This is a genomic window from Aeromonas sp. NJAU223 (assembly GCF_051125555.1).
Lineage (GTDB): Bacteria > Pseudomonadota > Gammaproteobacteria > Enterobacterales > Aeromonadaceae > Aeromonas > Aeromonas veronii_G.
Genome location: NZ_CP144204.1, coordinates 3838909 through 3859057 on the forward strand (window position 1 = coordinate 3838909; position 20149 = coordinate 3859057).

20 protein-coding genes are annotated in these 20149 nt (G+C 62.4%); 5 read left to right on the forward strand and 15 right to left on the reverse strand.

Annotated elements, in window-relative coordinates; translation table 11 throughout:
• The first annotated feature begins 41 nt into the window (after positions 1-41).
• Positions 42-767 (forward strand): lipopolysaccharide kinase InaA family protein, encoded by a 726-nt coding sequence (locus tag VZC39_RS17510; protein ID WP_349919622.1) that lies wholly within the window; start codon positions 42-44, stop codon positions 765-767.
• Between the two features lie 47 nt (positions 768-814).
• Here VZC39_RS17510 and gshA read toward each other — a convergent pair whose 3' ends face one another.
• The 4 genes from gshA to VZC39_RS17530 are packed head-to-tail and all read right to left on the reverse strand — an operon-like array spanning position 815 to position 6728.
• Positions 815-2413 carry a glutamate--cysteine ligase gene (gshA, locus tag VZC39_RS17515; RefSeq protein ID WP_434664191.1) on the reverse strand — a complete coding sequence of 533 codons (1599 nt, stop codon included), beginning with the start codon at positions 2411-2413 and terminating at the stop codon, positions 815-817.
• 60 nt (positions 2414-2473) lie between these two features.
• Positions 2474-5287 (reverse strand): M16 family metallopeptidase, encoded by a 2814-nt coding sequence (locus VZC39_RS17520; protein ID WP_349919624.1) that lies wholly within the window; start codon positions 5285-5287, stop codon positions 2474-2476.
• Positions 5288-5314: 27 nt separating this feature from the next.
• A complete protein-coding gene (locus tag VZC39_RS17525) occupies positions 5315-5749 on the reverse strand; it encodes a YqaA family protein (protein ID WP_434664193.1) in 435 nt (144 codons plus the stop codon).
• Positions 5750-5762: 13 nt separating this feature from the next.
• Positions 5763-6728, reverse strand: coding sequence for an NADP-dependent oxidoreductase (locus VZC39_RS17530; protein WP_434664195.1), 966 nt, complete (start codon positions 6726-6728; stop codon positions 5763-5765).
• 65 nt (positions 6729-6793) lie between these two features.
• Here VZC39_RS17530 and VZC39_RS17535 point away from each other — a divergent pair, with 65 nt between their 5' ends.
• Positions 6794-6952 carry a hypothetical protein gene (locus VZC39_RS17535; RefSeq protein ID WP_434664198.1) on the forward strand — a complete coding sequence of 53 codons (159 nt, stop codon included), beginning with the start codon at positions 6794-6796 and terminating at the stop codon, positions 6950-6952.
• 94 nt (positions 6953-7046) lie between these two features.
• Here VZC39_RS17535 and VZC39_RS17540 read toward each other — a convergent pair whose 3' ends face one another.
• From VZC39_RS17540 to rpsF, 5 genes are all read right to left on the reverse strand, one after another.
• Positions 7047-8039: a Preprotein translocase subunit SecY gene (locus VZC39_RS17540; protein ID WP_434664199.1), complete on the reverse strand. Its 993-nt coding sequence runs from the start codon at positions 8037-8039 to the stop codon at positions 7047-7049.
• A 773-nt stretch (positions 8040-8812) separates the two neighbouring features.
• A complete protein-coding gene (locus VZC39_RS17545; protein WP_434664202.1) occupies positions 8813-9556 on the reverse strand; it encodes a ferredoxin--NADP reductase in 744 nt (247 codons plus the stop codon).
• A 112-nt stretch (positions 9557-9668) separates the two neighbouring features.
• Complete coding sequence (gene rplI, locus VZC39_RS17550) at positions 9669-10115, reverse strand: 50S ribosomal protein L9 (RefSeq protein ID WP_349919632.1); 447 nt, start codon at positions 10113-10115, stop codon at positions 9669-9671.
• Positions 10116-10164: 49 nt separating this feature from the next.
• Positions 10165-10395, reverse strand: a complete 231-nt coding sequence (gene rpsR / locus VZC39_RS17555; protein ID WP_005313392.1) for a 30S ribosomal protein S18 — start codon at positions 10393-10395, stop codon at positions 10165-10167.
• Between the two features lie 32 nt (positions 10396-10427).
• Complete coding sequence (rpsF, locus tag VZC39_RS17560) at positions 10428-10814, reverse strand: 30S ribosomal protein S6 (RefSeq protein WP_349919633.1); 387 nt, start codon at positions 10812-10814, stop codon at positions 10428-10430.
• Positions 10815-11049: 235 nt separating this feature from the next.
• Between rpsF and VZC39_RS17565 the strand changes: the two genes are divergently transcribed.
• Both VZC39_RS17565 and VZC39_RS17570 read left to right on the forward strand, forming a co-directional pair.
• The gene (locus tag VZC39_RS17565; protein WP_349919635.1) at positions 11050-12273 is read left to right on the forward strand and encodes an Nramp family divalent metal transporter; all 1224 of its coding nucleotides are present in this window, start codon (positions 11050-11052) and stop codon (positions 12271-12273) included.
• Between the two features lie 104 nt (positions 12274-12377).
• Positions 12378-13226, forward strand: coding sequence for a hypothetical protein (locus VZC39_RS17570; RefSeq protein ID WP_434664209.1), 849 nt, complete (start codon positions 12378-12380; stop codon positions 13224-13226).
• Positions 13227-13252: 26 nt separating this feature from the next.
• Here the strand turns inward: VZC39_RS17570 and VZC39_RS17575 are convergent, their stop codons facing one another.
• The 5 genes from VZC39_RS17575 to rnr all read right to left on the reverse strand — a co-directional run bounded on the left by VZC39_RS17575 (position 13253) and on the right by rnr (position 18416).
• Positions 13253-14089, reverse strand: a complete 837-nt coding sequence (locus VZC39_RS17575; protein WP_349919637.1) for a DMT family transporter — start codon at positions 14087-14089, stop codon at positions 13253-13255.
• A 100-nt stretch (positions 14090-14189) separates the two neighbouring features.
• Positions 14190-14642 carry a GNAT family N-acetyltransferase gene (locus VZC39_RS17580; RefSeq protein ID WP_349919638.1) on the reverse strand — a complete coding sequence of 151 codons (453 nt, stop codon included), beginning with the start codon at positions 14640-14642 and terminating at the stop codon, positions 14190-14192.
• A 57-nt stretch (positions 14643-14699) separates the two neighbouring features.
• Positions 14700-15266 carry a Crp/Fnr family transcriptional regulator gene (locus VZC39_RS17585; RefSeq protein WP_349919639.1) on the reverse strand — a complete coding sequence of 189 codons (567 nt, stop codon included), beginning with the start codon at positions 15264-15266 and terminating at the stop codon, positions 14700-14702.
• 10 nt (positions 15267-15276) lie between these two features.
• Positions 15277-16026 carry a 23S rRNA (guanosine(2251)-2'-O)-methyltransferase RlmB gene (gene rlmB / locus VZC39_RS17590; RefSeq protein ID WP_349919641.1) on the reverse strand — a complete coding sequence of 250 codons (750 nt, stop codon included), beginning with the start codon at positions 16024-16026 and terminating at the stop codon, positions 15277-15279.
• On the reverse strand, positions 16023-18416 hold the full coding sequence (rnr, locus tag VZC39_RS17595) for a ribonuclease R (protein WP_434664214.1): 2394 nt from the start codon (positions 18414-18416) through the stop codon (positions 16023-16025). Before rnr ends, rlmB begins: the two co-directional genes overlap by 4 nt.
• A gap of 133 nt (positions 18417-18549) precedes the next feature.
• Between rnr and VZC39_RS17600 the strand changes: the two genes are divergently transcribed.
• The gene (locus tag VZC39_RS17600; RefSeq protein ID WP_349919643.1) at positions 18550-19572 is read left to right on the forward strand and encodes a GGDEF domain-containing protein; all 1023 of its coding nucleotides are present in this window, start codon (positions 18550-18552) and stop codon (positions 19570-19572) included.
• 64 nt (positions 19573-19636) lie between these two features.
• On the opposite strand, the gene luxS is transcribed toward VZC39_RS17600, so the two are convergent.
• Complete coding sequence (luxS, locus tag VZC39_RS17605; protein WP_434664218.1) at positions 19637-20146, reverse strand: S-ribosylhomocysteine lyase; 510 nt, start codon at positions 20144-20146, stop codon at positions 19637-19639.
• Between the last annotated feature and the right edge of the window lie 3 nt (positions 20147-20149).

A 20149-nucleotide genomic window follows, 5' to 3' on the forward strand; every position in this document is an offset into this window, starting at 1 on the left:
GAGAATTAATCACTATCAGAAAAAACTTACAAAAGCGCGCTATGACACTGACCTCACTCAACTTTAACGGTCAAAAGCACTACTACCTGCTGGTCAATGATGACCTCCATCTGGACAGCTGGACCCTCAAGCAGAGCACCCAGACCCGGCAGTTCGAGGCGCAGGGCAGCAGTCTGTTCTGGCATCACAACGCCAGCAACAGTCTCTGCAAGCTGGTCGCCGACAAATACCCCCGCTGGACCCTGCGCTGGTTCTGTCGGGACCTGCTCAGCAAGCGGATGGTTGGCCATATCGATGCCTTTCGTGAATGGCGCAGCAATCGCCTGATCCGTCAGGCCGGGCTCAATGTGGTGCCCTGCAAGGCCGCCGGTCTCGCCCTCAACCCCCTCAATCCCCTCGGCTCTTTCCTCGCCGTGCAATATCTGCAGGATCACCAGTCGTGCGAGGCTTACTTCCAGCGTGCCGACGAGGCGAACCGGCTCGCTCTGCTGCGCCAGATGGCCAACGATATCTTCCAGCTGGCCAAACAGGGTTATTACCACCGGGATCTGCACCTCGGCAACCTGATGCAGGCCCCGTCGGGCGCCATCGTCTGGATAGATACCCATGTCCGCCGCCTCCCCCTACTGCAAAGCCAGCGCCGGCAGACCCTGATCGCCTCCCTGGAGCCCGGCAAGCTGTTTGGTCAGGGCTACCGTGACTACCTGCTGGCCCAACTGGAGCGGCTGGTACTCGCTCACCGCGCGGCACTGAAAAACGCCCCATAAAAAAAGCCGCTCGAGAGAGCGGCTTTTTTCATCTTGCGAAGCAGGCGTCAGACCGTGGTCTGGCGGGTACCGAAGTAGTCTGCCAGGAAGTCATCGAACGAGAGGCTGTCACCGCGCTCACGCTCCCGCTGCTTGGCCAGCGAATCCCGCGCCTCACCGGCGAAGTAGGCCTCGTCCCAGTACTCCAGCTCACCAGCCAGCATCTCCTCCCGGTAGCGGCTCGCCAGCTCGTCGCCGAGGCAGCCGTTGTCCTGGCCGCTTTCCAGCAGTTGCTTGAGCAGGCGGGCGGAATAGGTAAGTTCGGGGTTTAGCAGCTTTTCCCGATGCATGGCCAGCGTCTCGCGATAGCGATTGCGACCACAGCAGCGATCCAGCAGCTCGGCCACCTGATCCAGCTCGCCAAACAGCGTGAGGCCGAACTCCTTGAGGCCGATTGGGTTGCCCTGTTCGTCCTCCAGTTCGAGGCCGGGACGACGACCCTCCAGCACCACCTTGTTCTGGTTGCGGCGATTGCGCGCCACCTCCTCGTCGGTCAGCACAGGGGACGGGCGCAGCAGGCACCAGACAAGGAAGAGATCGAAGAAGCGGATCTGATCCACCTCGATGCCGAACGGCGTGAAGGGGTTCACGTCCACGGTACGCAGCTCGATGTATTCGATGCCGCGTTGCTCCAGCGCATCCGACGGCTTCTCGCCGCTGCGCGGGGTGCGCTTGGGCCGGATGGGCGCATACAGCTCGTTCTCCAGCTGCAGCACGTTGTCATTGAGCTGACGGTACTCCCCGTTCACCTTGACCCCGATCTTGGCGAACTCTGGATCATGGGTGTTGATGGCGCGGCGCAAACTGCTGACATAGGCCGGCAGGTTGTCGTGGCTGATCTTGAGGCCCGCCTGGGCGCTGTTGGTATAGCCGAGATCGGACAGGCGCAGCGCGGTGGCATAAGGCAGATAGAGGGTCCCCTTGCCGGTCTTCTGGAACGGCAGGCTGCTCTTGCGGCCCTTGAGGAAGGAGTCGCAGATGGCGGGGGAGGCACCGAACAGATAGGGCACCAACCAGCCGAAGCGGTAGACGTTGCGAATAAGCCCCATGTACTTGTCGGAGATGAAGCGCTGGCTGCAGCAGCCCTCGCCAACCAGATCCTGCCATTCGCACCAGAAGCTGTCCGGCATGGAGAAGTTGAAGTGCACCCCGGCGATGACCTGCATCAGGCTGCCGTAGCGGTTCTTCAGCCCCTGCCGGTAGAGGGTCTTCATCCGGCCTATGTTGGAGCTGCCGTACTGGGCCAGCCGGATGCTCTCCTCGTCACCGACGAAGCAGGGCATGGAGAGGGGCCAGATCCGCTCGTCACCGATGTGACGGATGCTGTGGCGATGGATGTCGCCAAGCTGCTCGATCAGGCTCTCGATGGAATCCGTGGCCGGGGTGATGAACTCCAGCAGGCTCTCGGAGTAGTCGGTGGTGATGTTGCCATGGGTCAGGGCGGATCCCAGACTCTTCGGATGATCGGTCTGGGCCAGGGTGCCTTCGGGGGTAATGCGCAGGCATTCACGCTCTATCCCGCGGCGGATCCCCTTGAGGGCGGTGACCCGCTCGGGGGCGCCAAGGGCAGCCAACAACTCGGTGAGCGACAAGCTAGTAGTAGTCATATTCACGGCTCATGTGTGGCCGCCCCGGCCGGGGCGGCGCTCATTATTTTGCTCTGCCTGTCAGGGCAGTTGCAGTGGATAGATGGGAAGATGAAGCTCGGCAAGCGGTTTTTCAAGCTTTTGCTTGTCTCCCACCACCACAATCACCATGTCGGCCGGGTTCAACCAACGGGCCGCACTGGCTTTCAGCGTCTCGGGTGACACCGTTTTGATCAGCTGACTCTGGGCCTGCACATAGTCGGGTTTCAGGTCATACATGATCATCTGCAGCAGGAAGCCCGCCTTCTGGCCCAGGGTCTCGTAGGAGAGGGCATCCTGCTGGGAGACGGCGCTGCGCATATAGGCCAGCTCCACCGGGGTGGGGCCGCTCGCGCGATAGCCATCCATCTCTTTGAGGAACTGGCGGATCGCATCCACGGTCGCATCGGTCCGCACATTGGCACCGGTGGCGAAGACCCCCGCCTCGCGGTTGGCGGAGAAGCCCGAGCTGGCCCCATAGGTGTAACCCTTGTCTTCCCGCAGGTTGAGGTTGATGCGGCTGTTGAAGTTGCCCCCCAGGTTGAAGTTCATCAGGTTGGCGACGAAGTAATCCCCCGTGGTGTCGAACGCCATGGCGCGGCGGCCGATGCGGATCACCGACTGGGGGGCTCCCGGCTTGTCCACCAGATAGATGCCGGGTTTGGCCTGCTCACCCTGAGGCTTGAGATCCCCAAGCTTGGGCGCGGCGCCCTTCCACTCCGGCAGGAAGCCGAGTTCGGATTCGATCTGCTGCTGGGTCACGTCCCCGGTCACCACCACCTTGGCATTAGTCGGGTTGTAATAGGCCTGATAGAAGCGCTTCACATCCGCCAGGGTCAGCTTCTCCACATCGGTCAGCACGCCGTTGCTGGGTTGACCCAACCGGTTCTGCTTGCCGTAGACCAGCTCGCGGAACGCCTGACCTGCCAGCCACTCCGGCTGCTGTTCGCTCTGCTTCATCCCTTGCAGCATCTGGGCCTTGAGTCGCTCGAAATCCGCCTCCCGCATACCGGGGCGTTCGAACACCTCGCGCACCAGGGCCAGGGTCTGGGGCAATTTGTCGGTCAGCGAGCTGATGGTGATGAGGCTGTTGTACTGGGCGGTGGAGACGCTGATGCTGGCGCCGAGCTTTTGCAACTCGTCGCTGAGCTCGGCCTCGGAGAGGCGCACCGTGCCCTGTTCCAGCATGGCGGCGGTGAGGCTGGCGAGACCGAGTTCCCCCTTGCCTTCCGCCCGGATACCGCCCGGCAGGGCGATCATGATGGAGACGGCGGGGATCTCGTCACTCTGGGTGCCGATGATCTCGATGCCCTTGTCCAGCTTGCCGTGCCAGATGGCCGGCACCTTGACGCTGACCGCCTCGCCAGCCTTGGGCTGCACGCTGCGATCGAAGCTGTCTTTCACCGGACGCAGGGCCAGAGGCTCCCCGTGCTTGCTGTAATCGGGCAGCTCCCGCTTGGCCGGACTGAAGTTGGGGGCGGCGGCCTGCCAGTCCGTCTTGCCCTTGGGCACCACGCTCAGCACCACGGAAGGCTTGCCCGCGATGAACTTGTCGTAGGCGGCCTTGACGTCATCGGCCTTGACCGCGGCGATGGCATCCAGGTTCTTGAACACATAGTTGGGATCCTGGGCCAGCACCTGACCCATGGCGAGCTGACTCACCTTGCCCTCTATGCTGTCCAGCCCCCAGATGGCGGAGGAGCGATAGCTGCTGATGGCCTTCTCCAGATCCGCAGGCTTGACGCCCCGGTTGGCGAAATCGGCGATCACCTTGTCCACTTCCCCCTTGAGGGTCTTGAGGCTGCCATCCACCGCCGGGTTCGGATAGGCATAGACCGTCAGGGTACAGGCCAGCTCCTCGCAGGAGTGACCGGCCCCCACCTCGATGGCCTTGCCGGTCTTGACCAGGGACTGATAAAGCATGGAGCTGGCAGAGCCGCCGAGCACGTCGGCAAAGATGTCCAGCGCCGGCTCCTGGGGATCGCCAAGCGCCACGGTGGGATAGCTGATGTAGAGCAGCGGCAGGTGCACCTTGTCCTGCAAGGTGACGTAGCGGGTCTCGGGCAGGGTTGCAGGCTTGGGGGTCGGCTCGGCCACATCGGGCCCGCGGGGAATGGATCCGAAGTACTGCTCAATCCAGGCCAGCGCCTGCTTGCTGTCAAAGTCCCCGCCCAGGGTCAGGGTCGCGTTGTTCGGCCCGTACCAGCGCAGGAAGAACTGCTTGAGGTCATCCACCCCGACCCTGTCCAGATCTTCCACATAACCGATGGGCTGCCAGGAGTAGGGATGGGTGCGCGGATAGAGCGCCTCTCCCACCTTCTCGCTCACCAGGCCATAGGGCTGGTTGTCGATGCGCTGGGCCCGCTCGTTCTTGACGGTGGCACGCTGGATCTCGAATTTCTTCTGGCTCACCGCATCGAGCAGGAAGCCCATGCGATCCGCCTCCAGCCAGAGCACCTTCTCCAGCTGGTTGGCCGGCACCGTCTCGTAGTAGTTGGTTCTGTCCTTGTTGGTGGTGCCGTTCATGTCACCACCGGCCTCGTTGATGATCCGCATGTGCTCCTGATCACCCACATGCTTGGAGCCCTGGAACATCATGTGCTCGAAGAAGTGCGCAAACCCGGACTTGCCCACCGTCTCGCGGGACGATCCCACGTGATAGGTGACATCCAGGTGCACCAAGGGATCCGATTTGTCCGGTGCCAGGATCACGGTCAGGCCGTTGTCCAGCTTGTACATCTGATAGGGAATGCCGAGCTTGCCCTCCTGCTTGACCTGCTCCGATACCAGGGTCGGGGCGGCCAGCGCCGGCAGGGCAAAGCCCATGAGAAGGCTTAATGGGATGAGTTGCTTCACGGTTACCTCGTGACTGAACGAAAAAGACTAGAAGATCTGCTTGGCCAGCAGAAACACCAGGGCATAACGAAACAATTTGCCGAGCCCGATAAGAATGAGAGAGCGCCAGAACGAGAGGCGCAGCCAACCGGCCAGCAGGCAGAGACCATCGCCTATCACCGGCGTCCAGGCAAGCAGCAGACACCAGTGACCATGGAGTTTGAGCCAACCGAGCGCCTTTTGTTCCCCACGGCCTTGAAAATCTTCCGGTTTCTTCTTGAAGGTGGCCAGCCAGCCGAGCCACCAGGTGGTCATCGACCCCAGCGTGTTGCCGAGGGTGGCCCAGAACAGCAGGCTGGCCATGCTCCACTGACCCTGGTTGGCCATCACCCCGAGCAACACTTCCGAGCTGCCGGGCAGCAGGGTCGCGGAGGTAAAGGCGCTCAGAAACAGCCAGCCCAGCCCGGTTTCCAGGGTCTCCATCACATCGTCGCCCTTATGCCGGATACTGCTCGGCGGCCGGCATGCGCAGCACCAGCTTGCCACGGGTGTGGCCCGCCTCGATGGCCTGATGGGCCAGCGCCCCCTCCGCCAGCGTATACTCGCCGGCCAGGGTGATGTGCACATCCCCCTGACGCAGCAGGATAAGCATCTGGGCCAGCTGCTTGTTGTCGGGGTGCACCAGCATGCCGCTCACCTCAACCCCCAGCTCGGCACCGGCATCCTTGATAAGCTGGGCCGTGATGGTCGGCACCGTCACCAGCCGGCCACCCGGTTTGACGCAGGCAAGGGCCGCCTTGCCACTCTCGCCCCCCGTCAGATCCAGCACCAGATCCACCTGGCCTACCTGGGCAACCCAGTCGGCATCGTGGTAATCCACCATGACATCGGCGCCGATCCCGTGCAGGAAGCCGTGGTTATCCGGGCTGGCGGTCACCACCACCTCGGCGCCATAGGCGCTGGCAAACTGCACCGCCAGATGGCCGACCCCCCCGGCACCGGCCAGGATCAGCACCCGCTGACCACGCTTGAGATCGCCATGCTCGAACAGTCCCTGCCAGGCGGTGAGGCCCGCCAGCGGCAGCGCCGCCCCCTGCTTGAGGCTGACGCCGTCGAGTTTGACCAGCTCGCTTTCGCTCACCACTATGGATTCGGCATAGGCGCCCGCCGCCAGCGGGAAGCCCACCATGCCGCACACCGGTTCCCCCTCCTTGAGGGAGGTGACACCGGGGCCGACTTTGTCCACCACCCCGGCCATGTCATAGCCCGGGGTCCAGGGCAGGTTGTCCTTGTTCTGGGCCGCCGCCCAGCCGAGCCCGGCCCGGGTCTTGGCATCGATGGGATTGACGCCGGCATAGCAGATGCGCACCCGCACCTCTCCCTCTGCGGGGATCCTGTCCTGCGAAGGGTTGAGCTTGAGTACCGAGGGGGCGCCGAATGCGGTAATCTGTAGCTGCGTCATTGCACAATCCATCCTGTTGATTGATCAAGGATCCACAGAATAACAGCGAGGACCACATGGCTCGAATGTTTCTTATCCCTCTGTTGCTGGCTCTGGGTTGGTGGGCCTTCCTGCTCTACTTCCGGATCCCGCTCAAACAGGGGGCCAGGGGGTTTTACTGGATCATCGGTCTGGGTGGCGGGCTCGCCGCCTTCCTCAGCCTGATGATGGTGCTGACCCACTAGCCCGTCCTCCAGCAACGACGAGGCCACCCTGAGGTGGCCTCCTGTTTTTCCCGTCTGGTAATGACATCCGTAGCCATTGCCCCCGGTGGCTCGCTCAACCCGCTTGCACGTTGAGGTGGTAGTGGCGGTTGCTGCCCTGCCCCAGCACCCCTTCTGCCAGCAGATGCTGGAACACCCTGTCCACCTCTTCCAGCGGCATGGCCAGTGCCTCGGCGACCCTGCGCTTGCTGCATTTGGACTCACCGCTCTCCAGCAGGCTTCTCACCCTGGCGACCAGCGCGGGTTCCGGCGCCGGTCTGGCGACGACCAGGGGCTCGGCAGGCACGGTCGGGGGCACTTCCGCCTCCCGCGGTTGCTGCTGTCGTTGCCACAGTCGGCGGAAGCGGTTCTCCTCCCCGATCAGGCTGACGAAGTAGGCGCCGAAGGCATCGAGCAGGATGGAGAGGAAGCAGACCAGCAGGAACTGCACCTGACTGATGCTCATGCCCACCCCGTCTGCCAGGCTACTCATCAGCCCCAGCATGGAGGATTGCTCATTGAGGGGCTTGGCGTCCCGCTCCTGGCGCAGCGCATCCTGCTTCAGTCTCAGCTTGGTGTTGGCCTGCTGCAGGCCGTTGACACCGCTTGAGATCCGCGCCATCTCGATATACTTGCGGGCCGCCTCCTCGTTGAGCAGGATCTGCCGCTCTATGCTGGCGATCTGCTCGTCGAAGCGGGCGATTTCCCGCTCGTGGCGGGCTTGCTGGCTCAGGATGGTGTTGGTGGCGCTGTTGATGCCACCGATGCTGCCACCGATGGAGATGGCCGCCAGCACGCTGTAGAACAGCAGCGACCAGAAGGCGCCGCCAAAGTCCCGGCGTGCCTTGCACTCCCCGTATTCATACCAGACGTAGAACTTGCCCAGCTCGAAGATGATGGCCAGACCGCCAAACAGCCACTTCATCAAGGGGTTGTCGTCGATGGAGAGAAACAGCAGCAGGGAGAAAACAATGGAGGCCAGGATGGCCAGGCCGGTGAAGGAGTAAACGGTGCTGAGCGCGAACCACCCCTTGGGGTAGCGCAGCGCGGCGGGGGCTTGTGTCGTCATGATGAGCGAAAGATGAGAAGCAGAGGAAAAGTTGGCTGCCGATTATAGTCAGCCAGCGGGCAGAATGAAGGCGGATCCCCGGATTTCCGCCATATCCGCATCCGGATGGGCAGAACCCGACCGAATTGGACAAATAGCCACCCCCTTGTCCCCAGCAGACGGGATCCGGCAGCCACCGGATGCCGTCATGATCAAGGGACGCGCGGATACACGGCGCCCTTTCATCTGTCCCCCTGATCATGGCGAGTCCCTCCCGCCAATCGGCCTGCCGCTCGTCCAGAGTGCAGCTGGGAGGCCATCGCCTCCCATTCTTTGCTCCGAATAGCCTGCACAACTCATGCAGACCGGGGGCGTACCGAGCAGGCTGCCTCCCAGACGGTTCGGCCAACCCGTTGAATTGCTTCAACGTTTCTGACGCCACCCAAGAAGCCGACGCGTTCAAGGCATTTAACCACCATTTCTGCACCAAGTTGCCGGAAGTCACCGACAGACGTTGTTCCGCTTTGGTTCAGGTTGCCCCCCCTACACTGAGGCCCCTGCTACCAGAGAGGTCATCATGCGCAACTCCGTTTCCCATCTGCTCTCCAGGCTGCTCAACAGCGGCGCGGCCTTCGCGGCGCCCCCGGCCCACGACAATGCAGCCAATCGGGAGCGCCCTTCGCAAGACTCACGCCAGAGCGACACCGAGCAGCACAACGCACCGCAAAGGAAAGAGTTGTCAGCTGGAGTGGATCACGAAACCATCAACGGGCAGCACATAACACTGCCCATCCCTACCAGTAATTCTCCATGCTGATATTGCCCGGCGCTCGTCTCAGGTTTTTGGCCAACCCCAGTGCCAGCAAGGATTGCTGGGTCTCCTTCACCATGGCGGGATTGCCGCAGATCATCACCTGACTGTGCTCGGCGGAAAACGCCAACCCTACCCGCTCCTGCAGGCTGCCCTCATCGATGGCCGCCGGGATCCGTCCTGCCATGGCCCCCGGCCTCGCCTCGCGGCTAACGAAGGGGACATAGCGGAATCGGGGGCCGTACTGCTCGACCAGGCTGGTGATGAGGGCCTGATAGGTGAGCTCCTCCCCCTTGCGCACCCCGTGCACCAGCACCAGGTTCTCGAACCGCCGGAAGACCTCGCCCTCCGCCAGCATGGCGAGGAAGGGGCCGATGGCCGTGCCGGTGGAGAGCAGCCAGAGATCCCGCCCGGCGGGAAGCTCGTCCAGGGTCAGGAAACCGGTGGCCTGGGATTGCACCAACAGGCTGTCTCCGGGCAGGAGGGCGCCGAGGGAGGGTGTCAGCTCCCCGTCCGGGATCGTCACCAGATAGAATTCGTGGTAGGGCGTGGTGGGAGGATTGACGAAAGAGTAGGCCCGCTGGACCCGTTGCTCGCCCCGTTGCAGGGCCAGCTTGGTGAATTGACCCGCCTTGTAGGGGGCAAGTTCTGCCGCCACACGCAGGGAGAACAGGGTGGGTGTCCATTCGATGCGCTCGATGACCCGGCCTTCGACCCAGGCTGCCATAGGGATCTCCGTCAGAGGAACAGAGCCCCACTCTACCCCGTGATCCCCGCCGGATTCAAAAATAAAAAAACCCGCGCAGTTGCGCGGGTTTTTTCTGCAAAGCGAGACGCTATTACAGAGCAACAACCTGGATTTGTACGGTTGCCTTGACGTCAGCGTGCAGCTGAACAACAACTTCGTACTCACCGGTGTTACGCAGAACGTTGCCCATGCGGACTTCGCTCTTGGCAACGGCTACGCCGGCAGCAGTGATGGCTTCAGCCACGTCACGGGTACCGATGGAACCGAACAGCTTGCCTTCGTCGCCAGACTTGGAGGCGATGACAACGGCAGCCAGTTCACCCAGCTTGGCAGCGCGCTCTTCAGCGGCAGCTTTACCGGCAGCCAGCTTGGCTTCCAGTTCAGCACGGCGAGCATCGAAGGTCTCGATGTTGGCCTTGGTAGCCATAACGGCTTTGCCTTGCGGGATCAGGTAGTTACGGGCATAACCAGCTTTAACGGAAACTTGGTCACCCAGACCGCCCAGTTTGGCGATCTTATCGAGCAGGATAACTTGCATTACCTTTCCTCTATGAAAGTTGAGTTAGGCGTAAGCGCCGGACCGATTCTTACTTGTTGTGCAGATCGGTGTACGGCAGCAGAGCCAGGTAACGAGCACGCTTGATGGCGCGTGCCAGCTGACGCTGATACTTGGCGCGGGTACCGGTGATACGGCTCGGTACGATCTTGCCAGATTCAGTGACGTAGTTTTTCAGAGTAACGATATCTTTGTAGTCGATCTCGGTAACGTTCTCGGCGGTGAAGCGGCAGAACTTACGACGACGGAAATAACGTGCCATGGCCTTTATCCTCTATGGAATGATCTTAAGAATTACTCTTCGGAAGACGCTTCAACAGCATCTTCGCGGCGCTCGTCGTCACGACGGGTGAAGCGCTCTTCCTTGGCCTTGGCCATCGGAGAAACTTCAGTCACGGCGTGCTTGGTGCGCATGATCATGTTGCGGATAACGGCATCGTTGAAGCGGAAGTTGGTTTCCAGCTCATCGATAACGGCCTGCTCGGCTTCTACGTTCATCAGAACATAGTGAGCCTTGTGCAGCTTGTCGATCGGGTAAGCCAGTTGACGACGGCCCCAATCTTCCAGGCGATGAATGGTACCACCGGAGGTGGTGATGGCGCCGGTGTAACGCTCGATCATGCCAGGTACTTGCTCGCTCTGGTCCGGGTGAACCATGAAGACGATTTCGTAATGACGCATTTTAGCTCCTTACGGATTAATTCAGCCTCTGCCCAGGTGCAGCCAGACCTCGGAGGCAAGGAACATAGTGGTGTTTTGACGCTGCTTTCTAGGGCGGCGTATTGTACGAAATCGCCTCTCCCACTGCAACCGGCGTCAACATTTGTTTTTATCGATGGATCTGATGCAAAACTTCAATTGATAACAATTATCATTTAGATCCATACTATCCTCAGGACTTTCTGGAGGGTGTGATATGCAACCCGCGCTGAGCACGGCCATCCCGGCCCGCAAATTCAAGCTGACCCTGCTGGGGCCAGCCTTCATCGCCGCCATCGGCTACATCGATCCGGGCAACTTTGCCACCAATATCCAGGCGGGCTCCACCTTCGGCTATCAACTGCTATGGGTGGTGGTCTGGGCCAACCTGATGGCCATGCTGGTGCAGACCCTCTCCGCCAAGCTCGGCATCGTCACCGGCAAGAACCTGGCGGAGCACATCCGCGACAAGCTGCCAAAACCCGCCGTCTGGGCCTACTGGGTACAGGCGGAGATCATCGCCATGGCCACGGACCTCGCCGAGTTCATCGGCGCCGCCGTGGGCTTCAAGCTGCTGCTCGGGGTCACCCTGCTGGAAGGGGCCTGCATCACCGCCGTGGTCACCTGGGGCATCCTCATGCTCCAGAGCCGTGGCCAGAAGCCACTGGAGTTCGCCGTGGGTGGTCTGCTGCTGTTTGTGGCCGCCGCCTATATCGTCGAGCTGGTGTTCTCCCGCCCTCATCTGCCCAGCCTGCTGGAGGGCGCCCTCTTCCCCGGCCTGCCCAACAGTGATGCCATCTACCTGGCCGCCGGCGTGCTGGGGGCGACCGTGATGCCCCACGTCATCTATCTGCACTCGGCGCTGACCCAGCACACCCAGGATCAGGGCACCATCAGCCAGCGCCTGCACACTACCAAGGTGGATGTGGCCATCGCCATGACCATCGCCGGCTTCGTCAACCTGGCCATGATGGCCATGGCGGCGGCGGCCTTCCACGGCACCGGCAACCAGCAGGTCGCCGAGCTGGAGACGGCCTACCAGACGCTGACGCCGCTGCTCGGCCCCGCCGCGGCGACCCTGTTCGGCCTCTCTCTGGTGGCATCCGGCATCTCCTCCACCGTGGTGGGGACCCTCGCCGGTCAGGTGGTGATGCAGGGCTTCGTGCGTTTCAGCATCCCGCTCTGGCTGCGCCGGCTTATCACCATGGCTCCCGCCTTCGTGGTGATCGCCATGGGGCTCAACACCACGGAGATCCTGGTGCTGAGCCAGGTGATCCTGAGCTTCGGGATCGCCCTGGCCCTCATCCCCCTGCTGATCCTGACCGGGGATCGCGCCCTGATGGGCCAGCATCGCAACCATCCGGTCACCCAGGCGCTGGGCCGTCTCATCGTCGCCCTGGTGATCGGCCTCAACGCCTATCTGCTGGTCTCCATGATCTGATTTATTCCGTCAGTGCAAGGCGGGCTCATTAACCCGGGTTAATGAGCCCACCCGCACTTTGGCGTATGCTGCCCCTCTGTATTTGCAACGGGCGGGAGCCATCCATGGAACATAGCCGCGCCAGCTTCGTGCTGGGCCATCATTTCGAGCAGGCCAGAATCGTCCATTGCCAGGTGGGCGAGCCGACCCTGCTGGTGACCGAACTCACCCCTTTCCATCCCCAGAGCCACCTCTGGCCCGATCAACCGGGAGACGTCGGCACCGCCAGCTGGGAAGGCGGCAGCGCCGTCGTGGGTCCCTGCCGCATGGGCGCCATCAGCCCGGAAGGAGAACTCTTCGTCGATCAGGCCATCCCGGTCAAGCGGGGCGCAGAGGGCTGGGCCTTCGTGGTGGTGCACCCGCTGGCGGGCCAACATGCGCTTCCCATCGGCGGTGAGGTCGAGCTGAAGGTCGATGCAGAGGCTCGCCATGCCCTGAGTCTGGGCCACAGCGGCTGTCACCTGGTGGCCCTGGCCCTGAACCGGGTGCTGATGCCTTATTGGCGCAAGGAGGTGAGCGAGCGGGATGCGCTGGAGCAACCGGATTTCGACCGCCTCGCCATCCAGTCCTCCCGGGTCGAGTCGCGAGGCTCCCGGGAGCAATACCGCATCGGCAAGAGCCTGCGCAAGAAGGGGGTCAACAGCGAGGCGCTGCTGGCTGAACTGCCCCGCATAGAGCAGCAGGTGAACGCACAACTGGCCGAGTGGCTGGCGAGTGGCGGCGAGATCCGCCGTTCACGGGCTGGCGAGGCCATCATCGACTCTCGCTACTGGCACTGTGTGCTGGAAGGCAGGGAGGTCACCATCCCCTGTGGTGGCACCCACGTCGGCAGCCTGGCGGAGCTTGGCATCGTCAGCGTGCAGCTAAATCCCCGTGAGGAAGGCTTCACCCTGCAAAGCCGGGTCTCCCCTTAAACGGCGGTGGCAGGCCAGGAGGTGGTTCAGGCGAGGCGGATCAGCAGGATGCCGCCGAGGATCACCAGAGCAGCCACCAGCCTGACCCTGCCCAATCGCTCCCCCAGCCAGAGCCAGGAGAGCAGCATGGCAAACAGCACGCTGCTCTCGCGCAGGGCCGCCACCAATCCGATGGGGGCCTGGGTCATGGCCCAGATGACGATGCCGTAGGCAAGCAGCGACAGAGCCCCGCCGATCGCCCCCGCGGACCAGTCCGCCCGGCCCAGGCTACGCAGAGAGGTGCGGCTCTGCCACCGCATCAGCAGCGGCATCACCAGCGCCGTCAGAGTGAACAGCCAGAGGGTATAGCGCACCGGCGCGCCGGCCGAGCGGGCCCCCATGCCATCGGACAGGGTATAAGAGGCGGTGAAGAGCGCCGTCACCAACACGGCGGTGAGCGCCGTCGGCGCCAGCCTGATGCCACCGCGCCAGGCCATCAACAGCACGCCACTCACCAGCACCAATGCCCCCATCACCGCCGGCAGCCCGGGCCACTCCCCCAGCAGCAGAATACCCAGCAGCAGGGTCAGCAGGGGCGCACTGCCGCGCGCCAGCGGATAGACCTGGCCAAATTCCCCCAACCGATAGGCTCGGCCAAGAAACAGGCAATAGCCGCAGTGCAGCAGGATGGAGAGTGCCAGCCAGGGATACTCGGCGGGGGCCGGCCACCCAACCAGGGGCAGCAAGGGCAGGCAGAACAGCCCGGAACAGAGGGAGACCAGCAGCACGCTGACCCGGCCCGCGGCCTGGCGTTTGGCCAGAGCGTTCCAGAGTGCATGCAGCAGGGCGGCCAGCAAGATGGCCGCGAAGATGGTGGGGGTCACAGCAGAATTCCATGCTATCGGGGCCGGGGATCATAGCCCTTTATTCCATGGCAATGTGGGAGCCATCGCATGATTACGCTTTTGACTCCCACCAACAACCTCAGAGGGCCTTGCGCATTCCCATATGGGGGATGTCATCCTCGAGATAACCTTCCCCTTCCGCCACGAAGCCGTGACGGCCATAGAACCCCTGCAGATGGGCCTGGGCACCAAGCCAGATGGAGTGCGCAGGCCAGAGACCCTCGCAGCCCCTGACGGCCTCCGTCAGCAGGCGGTGGCCCAAGCCATCCCCGCGGGAGCGCGGCGACGTGACCACCCGGCCGATGGCCGCGCCCTGCTCGTCCCCGATGCCGGGGGCCATGATGCGGGCATAGGCCGCCAGATGCTCACCGTCATATCCCAGCAGATGCAGCACGCCGTCCCGGCGATCCACCCCGTCCAAGTCCTGGAAGGGACAAGTCTGCTCCACCACGAACACCTCGGCGCGCAGGGCAAGCAGGTCATACAACTCGTCCGTGGTGAGTTCACACCAGGGTTTGAGGCTCCAGTTCATCACATACTCCTTACCGATCCGGCTCGTCAGCATACTCTTGCAGATACAGGGTCGGCATTAACCTTGGTTAAGATGCTTGAGCCGCTTGCGAATACGGCTGAGGCTGATGGGGGTGATCCCGAGATAGGCGGCTACCTGATGATCCGGCACCCTGGCATCCAGCGCGGGGAAGCTCTGCAGGAAGTGCTGATAACGAGCCTGGGGGCTCTCGGTCAGCAGCAGCAACTCCTTTTCCTCCTTGATCCTCAACTGCACCGCCAGCAAGTGATGATACCAGGCAGGCCAGCAGGCGAACGTGCGCAGGTCTGACAGCGCGAACAGCTGCAAGCGACAGGGCTCCAGCGCCTCCACGCTGTAGCGGGCGGGTTCACCCGAGAGCAGATGGTGGAAGTCGATGAACTCATCCCCCTCCCAGTAGAACTCCTTGATGTACTCGCGCCCGTCCGCCAGCACCACCCTGGCCCGCAGCAATCCCTGCTCCACCCTGACCAGCAGATCCGGGCGCGCTCCCGCCTGCCAGAGGCAATCGCGGGGTGAGAGCCTCACCGGGCGGGCAAAAGAGAGGAGGCGCTCGGCCTCCTGCTCATTCATGTCCCTATCCAGATTGAACAGGGGTCTGTCCATCCCGACCAACTCAGCCGCGACGCTGACGCACGGCTTCGAACAGGCAGACGCCGGTCGCCACCGAGACATTCAGGCTAGAGACGGCCCCCGCCATGGGGATGCTCACCAGTTCATCACAGTGCTCACGGGTCAGGCGACGCATCCCCTTGCCCTCAGCGCCCATCACCAGCGCCATGGGGCCGGTAAGCTTGGCCTGGAACACATCGTGATCCGCCTCGCCGGCGGTGCCGACGATCCAGACACCGCGCTCCTGCAACTCGCGCAGGCTGCGGGCCAGGTTGGTGACCTGGATAAGCGGCACCACCTCGGCGGCGCCACAGGCGACCTTGCGCACCACAGAGGTCAGACCGGTGGCCTTGTCCCGCGGCACGATGACCGCATGGACCCCGGCCGCATCGGCGCTACGCAGGCAGGCGCCGAGGTTGTGCGGATCGGTCACCCCGTCCAGCACCAGCAGGAAGGGCTGGGCCTTTTGCTCGGCCAGGCCGTCCAGCAGGCTGGCCAGATCGTGCTCGGCCAGCTTGGGGGCCTCGATCACCTTGGCCATGATGCCCTGATGATTGTTGCCCTCGGCCTTATCGTCGAGCGTCTTGCGGTTCACGCTCTGCACCTTGAGGCCGAGGGATTCCAGCTCGTCCAGCAAGGGTTGCAGCCGGTCGTCATCGCGGCCCTTGAGGGCCCATACCTCGATGAAACGCTCCGGGGTGCGCTCGAGCAGCGCGGAGACAGCATGAATGCCATAGATCAGTTCAGTACTCATTTAGTGCTCTTGGCCTTGTCGCGGGCCTTCTTGCCCGGTCGTCTGTTGCTGGGTTTGGCACGGCCGCCCTTGTCGGCCTTGACGCCATCCTTGCTCTCCTTGCGTTTCTCGTGGCGCTGGGCGCTCTTGGCCTTCTCCTTCTTGATCTCGGCCTGCTTGCGCGCCATCTCCTTGGCGTTCTTGCCGGTGGCCTGGAGGGGCTCTTCCACCATCACGAAGTCGATCTTGCGATCGTCCAGATTCACGCCCATCACCTTGACCCGGACCTTGTCACCCAGACGGTAGCGGCGGCGGAAGTTCTCGCCGATCAGCTGCTGGTGCAGGGGGTCGAACTGGTAGTAGTCGTTGGTGAGGGTGCTGACGTGCACCAGACCGTCGATGTGGATCTCGGCCAGACGCACGAAGAAGCCGAAGCCGGTGACGCTGGCGATGACGCCGTCGAACTCGTCACCCACGTGATCCAGCATGTACTCGCACTTGAGCCAGTCGGCCACGTCGCGGGTGGCGTCGTCGGCACGGCGCTCAGTCATGGAGCAGTGCTCGCCCATGGGATCGACTTCGTCCAGCTGGTAGTGATAACCACCACTCGGGGTCCACTTGTGACGCAGATTCCCCTGCTGCTCTTTGGCAGTCTGGTATTTAATCGCGCGGTGCAGGATGAGATCCGGGTAGCGACGGATCGGCGAGGTGAAGTGGGCGTAAGACTTCAGGGCCAGACCGAAGTGACCGATGTTGTCGGCCTGATAGACCGCCTGGCGCATGGAGCGCAGCAACATGGTGGAGAGCAGCTCCGCATCCGGACGCCCTTCAAACTTGGCGGCCAGCTCGGCGAAGTCCTTCGGCTCGGGCTCGAGACCCCCCTTGAGCTCCAGGCCCAGTTCGGCCAAGAAGTCGCGGAAACCGGTCAGGCGCTCTTCACCCGGACGATCGTGGGTACGGAACAGGGCGGCGGCCTCGTTCTTCTCGATGTAGCGGGCGGCCGCCACGTTCGCCTGGATCATGCACTCTTCGATGATCTTGTGGGCGTCGTTGCGCACCAGCGGCACGATACGGTCGATCTTGCGCTGGGCGTTGAAGATGAAGCGGGTCTCTTCGCTCTCGAACTCCACGGCGCCGCGTTGGTGACGAGCGTGCTTGAGGGCCTTGTAGAGGTTGTTGAGCTCCTCGATGTGGCCGATCAGCGGCTCATACTGCTGACGCAGCTTGGGCTCGCCATCCAGGATCCCCGCCACCTTGGTGTAGGTCATGCGGGCGTGGGAGTTCATCACCGCTTCGTAGAACTTGTAACCGGACATGCGGCCGGCGGCGGAGATGGTCATCTCGCACACCATGCACAGGCGGTCGACCTGCGGGTTCAGGGAGCAGAGGCCGTTGGAGAGCACCTCCGGCAGCATGGGCACCACGAACTCGGGGAAGTAAACGGAGTTGCCGCGCTGATAGGCCTCGGCATCCAGCGACGTACCGGGACGCACATAGGCAGACACGTCGGCGATGGCCACCCAGAGGCGCCAGCCGCCACCGCGCTTGGCTTCACAGAAGACCGCATCATCGAAGTCACGGGCATCTTCCCCGTCGATGGTGATGAGCGGCAGAGCGCGCAGGTCGATACGACCCTCTTTGGCCTTCTCCGGCACCTGTTCGCCCAGGCCCGCGATCTCCTTGGTCACCTCTTCCGGCCAGGTATGGGGAATGCCGTGGGTGCGCAGGGCAATTTCGATTTCCATGCCGGGAGCCATGTTCTCCCCCAGCACTTCCAGCACGGTGCCGACCGCGTTGAAGCGGGCGCTGGCACGCTGGTTGATGCGCACGACCACCACCTGGCTCTGACGGGCACCCTTGTTCTCCCCTTCCGGGATGATGATGTCCTGGCCGATCCGGCTGTCATCCGGCACCACGAAGCCCACGCCGTTCTCGACGAAGTAACGACCGACGATGTCCGCCTCGCGGGACTTGAGCAGACGCACCAGACGCGCCTCCTGGCGGCCTTTGCGATCGATCTCGGTCGGCTGCACCAGGGCATAGTCGCCGTGCATCAGGCGCTGCATCTCGCGGTTGTTCAGGAAGAGATCCGCTCCGCCGCCTTCGGGACGCAGAAAACCGAAACCGTCTTTGTGGCCGAGCACATAGCCTTTCACCAGATTCAGACGATCCGGCAGGGCGTAACATTGGTTGCGAGTGAAGACCAGCTGTCCGTCACGCTCCATGGCGCGCAGACGACGGCGCAAGGCTTCCAACGGCTCTTCCTCGGTCAGCTTGAGGACCTTGGCCAGCTCTTCACGGGACATGGGTTTCTCATGACCCTTGATGAGCTCCAGCAGCATCTCGCGGCTGGCGATGGGGTTTTCGTATTTTTCGGCCTCGCGTTGGAGGAAAGGATCTTTTTGAGACATAAGCAGGCCTTTGAATAAGGAATAACGCAGACATTATATCGAAGGGGGGAGCTAATGGCATCCATCGACTGCCTTTTGGCCAATCTCTCTGTCATACTGACCGCAGTTTGCAGGTATGTGAGACTCGGAATTCATGAGCAAGGACTCGTTTGCCCAATCCGCCGCCTATTTGAAACAGGCGGTTCCCCTGATGATCAAGTATCAAATCCCCACCACCCCGAACAATTACCATCTCTGGTACAACTACGTCTCAGGGGACATGCCCGAGCTCAACAGTGCCGTCGATCAGGCGATCAAGCAGCAGGGCACCTTCTCTCTCACCACCTGTGAGCGCCTCTATCACCAGCATCTGGCCAACCAGGATGAACAGCAGATGGAGACCATGAAGCTCAACCTGGCCGCCATGGCCAACGAGCTCAGCCACTCCATGCAGGATGCCCTGGTCGATACCGGTCAGTTCCAGGCCATGCTCGACAAGAGTTTTGACAAGCTCAGCCTCATCGACGACGACGGGCTCAGCCTGGATGACACCATGTCCATACTGCGGGAGCTGGTACGCGAGTCCAGGGACGTGCGCCTCTCCACCCTGCATTTTCGCAATCAGCTCAGCAGCGCCGAGAAGGAGATCAAGGAGCTGAAGGAGGCGCTGAGCGAGACCCGCAAGCTGGCTACCGAAGATGCCCTCACCAGCCTGCTCAACCGGCGCGCCTTCGATCTGGAGGTGGACAGCCTGATCCGCAGCCGTCAGCCCTTCTCGTTGATCATGGTCGACATCGATCGCTTCAAGAACTTCAACGACGAATATGGCCACCTGCTGGGGGATCAGGTGTTGCGCATCTTCGGCAAGCGACTGCGGGAGGTGAGCAAGGAGGGGATCACCGCCTATCGGCTCGGAGGGGAGGAGTTTGCCCTGCTGGCCCCCCGCCGCTCCCTGGCACTGACCCGCCAGATGGCGGAAAGCCTGCGCCGGGCCATCGAGAAGATGTCCATTCTGGATAGAAAGTCCGGCCGGCGCATCGATCACATCACCGCCTCCTTCGGCGTCGGTGAGCACAGCGGCCAGGAGAGCGCAGACGCCCTGATCGAGCGCACCGACAAGCTGCTCTACAAGGCCAAGGCGCTCGGCCGCAACCGGGTGATGCCGCTCCCCACCTGATGCCTCATGGCAAGAAGGCCGGTCAAGATGACCGGCCTTCTTCATTTCACAAATCCACTCGTTCTCAGAGGCTCTTGAGCTTCTCTTCCGGCAGAGCCAGTTCGTCGTTGCGGTTGACGCCGATGCCGCGATCCAGCACCTGACGGGCGATGGCATGCGCCTCCTCCAGGGAATGCATGGCATAGGTGCCGCACTGGTATTCGTTCAGCTCGGGGATCTTGCCCTGTTCCTGCACGGTCAGCACGTCACTCATGGCGGCCTTCCAGGCGGCACCCACACGGGCTTCATCCGGTGCACCGATCAGGCTCATGTAGAAACCGGTACGGCAACCCATGGGGGAGATGTCGATGATCTCGACGCCGTTGCCATTGAGGTGATCCCGCATGAAACCCGCAAACAGGTGCTCGAGGGTGTGGATGCCACGCTCGGAGAGGATCTCCTGGTTCGGTACGCAGAAGCGCAGGTCGAACACGGTGATGGTGTCTTTGTTCGGGGTCTGCATGGTCTTGGCGACCCGTACTGCCGGGGCCTCCATGCGGGTATGGTCGACGGTAAAACTGTCCAATAACGGCATTTC

Bases quoted from the DNA above. Each gene is read 5' to 3' on its own strand.
- VZC39_RS17510 (WP_349919622.1), top strand. From the start codon at position 42: ATGACACTGACCTCACTCAACTTTAACGGTCAAAAGCACTACTACCTG.
- gshA (WP_434664191.1), bottom strand. From the start codon at position 2,413: ATGACTACTACTAGCTTGTCGCTCACCGAGTTGTTGGCTGCCCTTGGC.
- VZC39_RS17525 (WP_434664193.1), bottom strand. From the start codon at position 5,749: ATGGAGACCCTGGAAACCGGGCTGGGCTGGCTGTTTCTGAGCGCCTTT.
- VZC39_RS17530 (WP_434664195.1), bottom strand. From the start codon at position 6,728: ATGACGCAGCTACAGATTACCGCATTCGGCGCCCCCTCGGTACTCAAG.
- VZC39_RS17535 (WP_434664198.1), top strand. From the start codon at position 6,794: ATGTTTCTTATCCCTCTGTTGCTGGCTCTGGGTTGGTGGGCCTTCCTG.
- VZC39_RS17540 (WP_434664199.1), bottom strand. From the start codon at position 8,039: ATGACGACACAAGCCCCCGCCGCGCTGCGCTACCCCAAGGGGTGGTTC.
- VZC39_RS17545 (WP_434664202.1), bottom strand. From the start codon at position 9,556: ATGGCAGCCTGGGTCGAAGGCCGGGTCATCGAGCGCATCGAATGGACA.
- rplI (WP_349919632.1), bottom strand. From the start codon at position 10,115: ATGCAAGTTATCCTGCTCGATAAGATCGCCAAACTGGGCGGTCTGGGT.
- rpsR (WP_005313392.1), bottom strand. From the start codon at position 10,395: ATGGCACGTTATTTCCGTCGTCGTAAGTTCTGCCGCTTCACCGCCGAG.
- rpsF (WP_349919633.1), bottom strand. From the start codon at position 10,814: ATGCGTCATTACGAAATCGTCTTCATGGTTCACCCGGACCAGAGCGAG.
- VZC39_RS17565 (WP_349919635.1), top strand. From the start codon at position 11,050: ATGCAACCCGCGCTGAGCACGGCCATCCCGGCCCGCAAATTCAAGCTG.
- VZC39_RS17570 (WP_434664209.1), top strand. From the start codon at position 12,378: ATGGAACATAGCCGCGCCAGCTTCGTGCTGGGCCATCATTTCGAGCAG.
- VZC39_RS17580 (WP_349919638.1), bottom strand. From the start codon at position 14,642: ATGAACTGGAGCCTCAAACCCTGGTGTGAACTCACCACGGACGAGTTG.
- VZC39_RS17585 (WP_349919639.1), bottom strand. From the start codon at position 15,266: ATGGACAGACCCCTGTTCAATCTGGATAGGGACATGAATGAGCAGGAG.
- rlmB (WP_349919641.1), bottom strand. From the start codon at position 16,026: ATGAGTACTGAACTGATCTATGGCATTCATGCTGTCTCCGCGCTGCTC.
- rnr (WP_434664214.1), bottom strand. From the start codon at position 18,416: ATGTCTCAAAAAGATCCTTTCCTCCAACGCGAGGCCGAAAAATACGAA.
- VZC39_RS17600 (WP_349919643.1), top strand. From the start codon at position 18,550: ATGAGCAAGGACTCGTTTGCCCAATCCGCCGCCTATTTGAAACAGGCG.
- luxS (WP_434664218.1), bottom strand. From the start codon at position 20,146: ATGCCGTTATTGGACAGTTTTACCGTCGACCATACCCGCATGGAGGCC.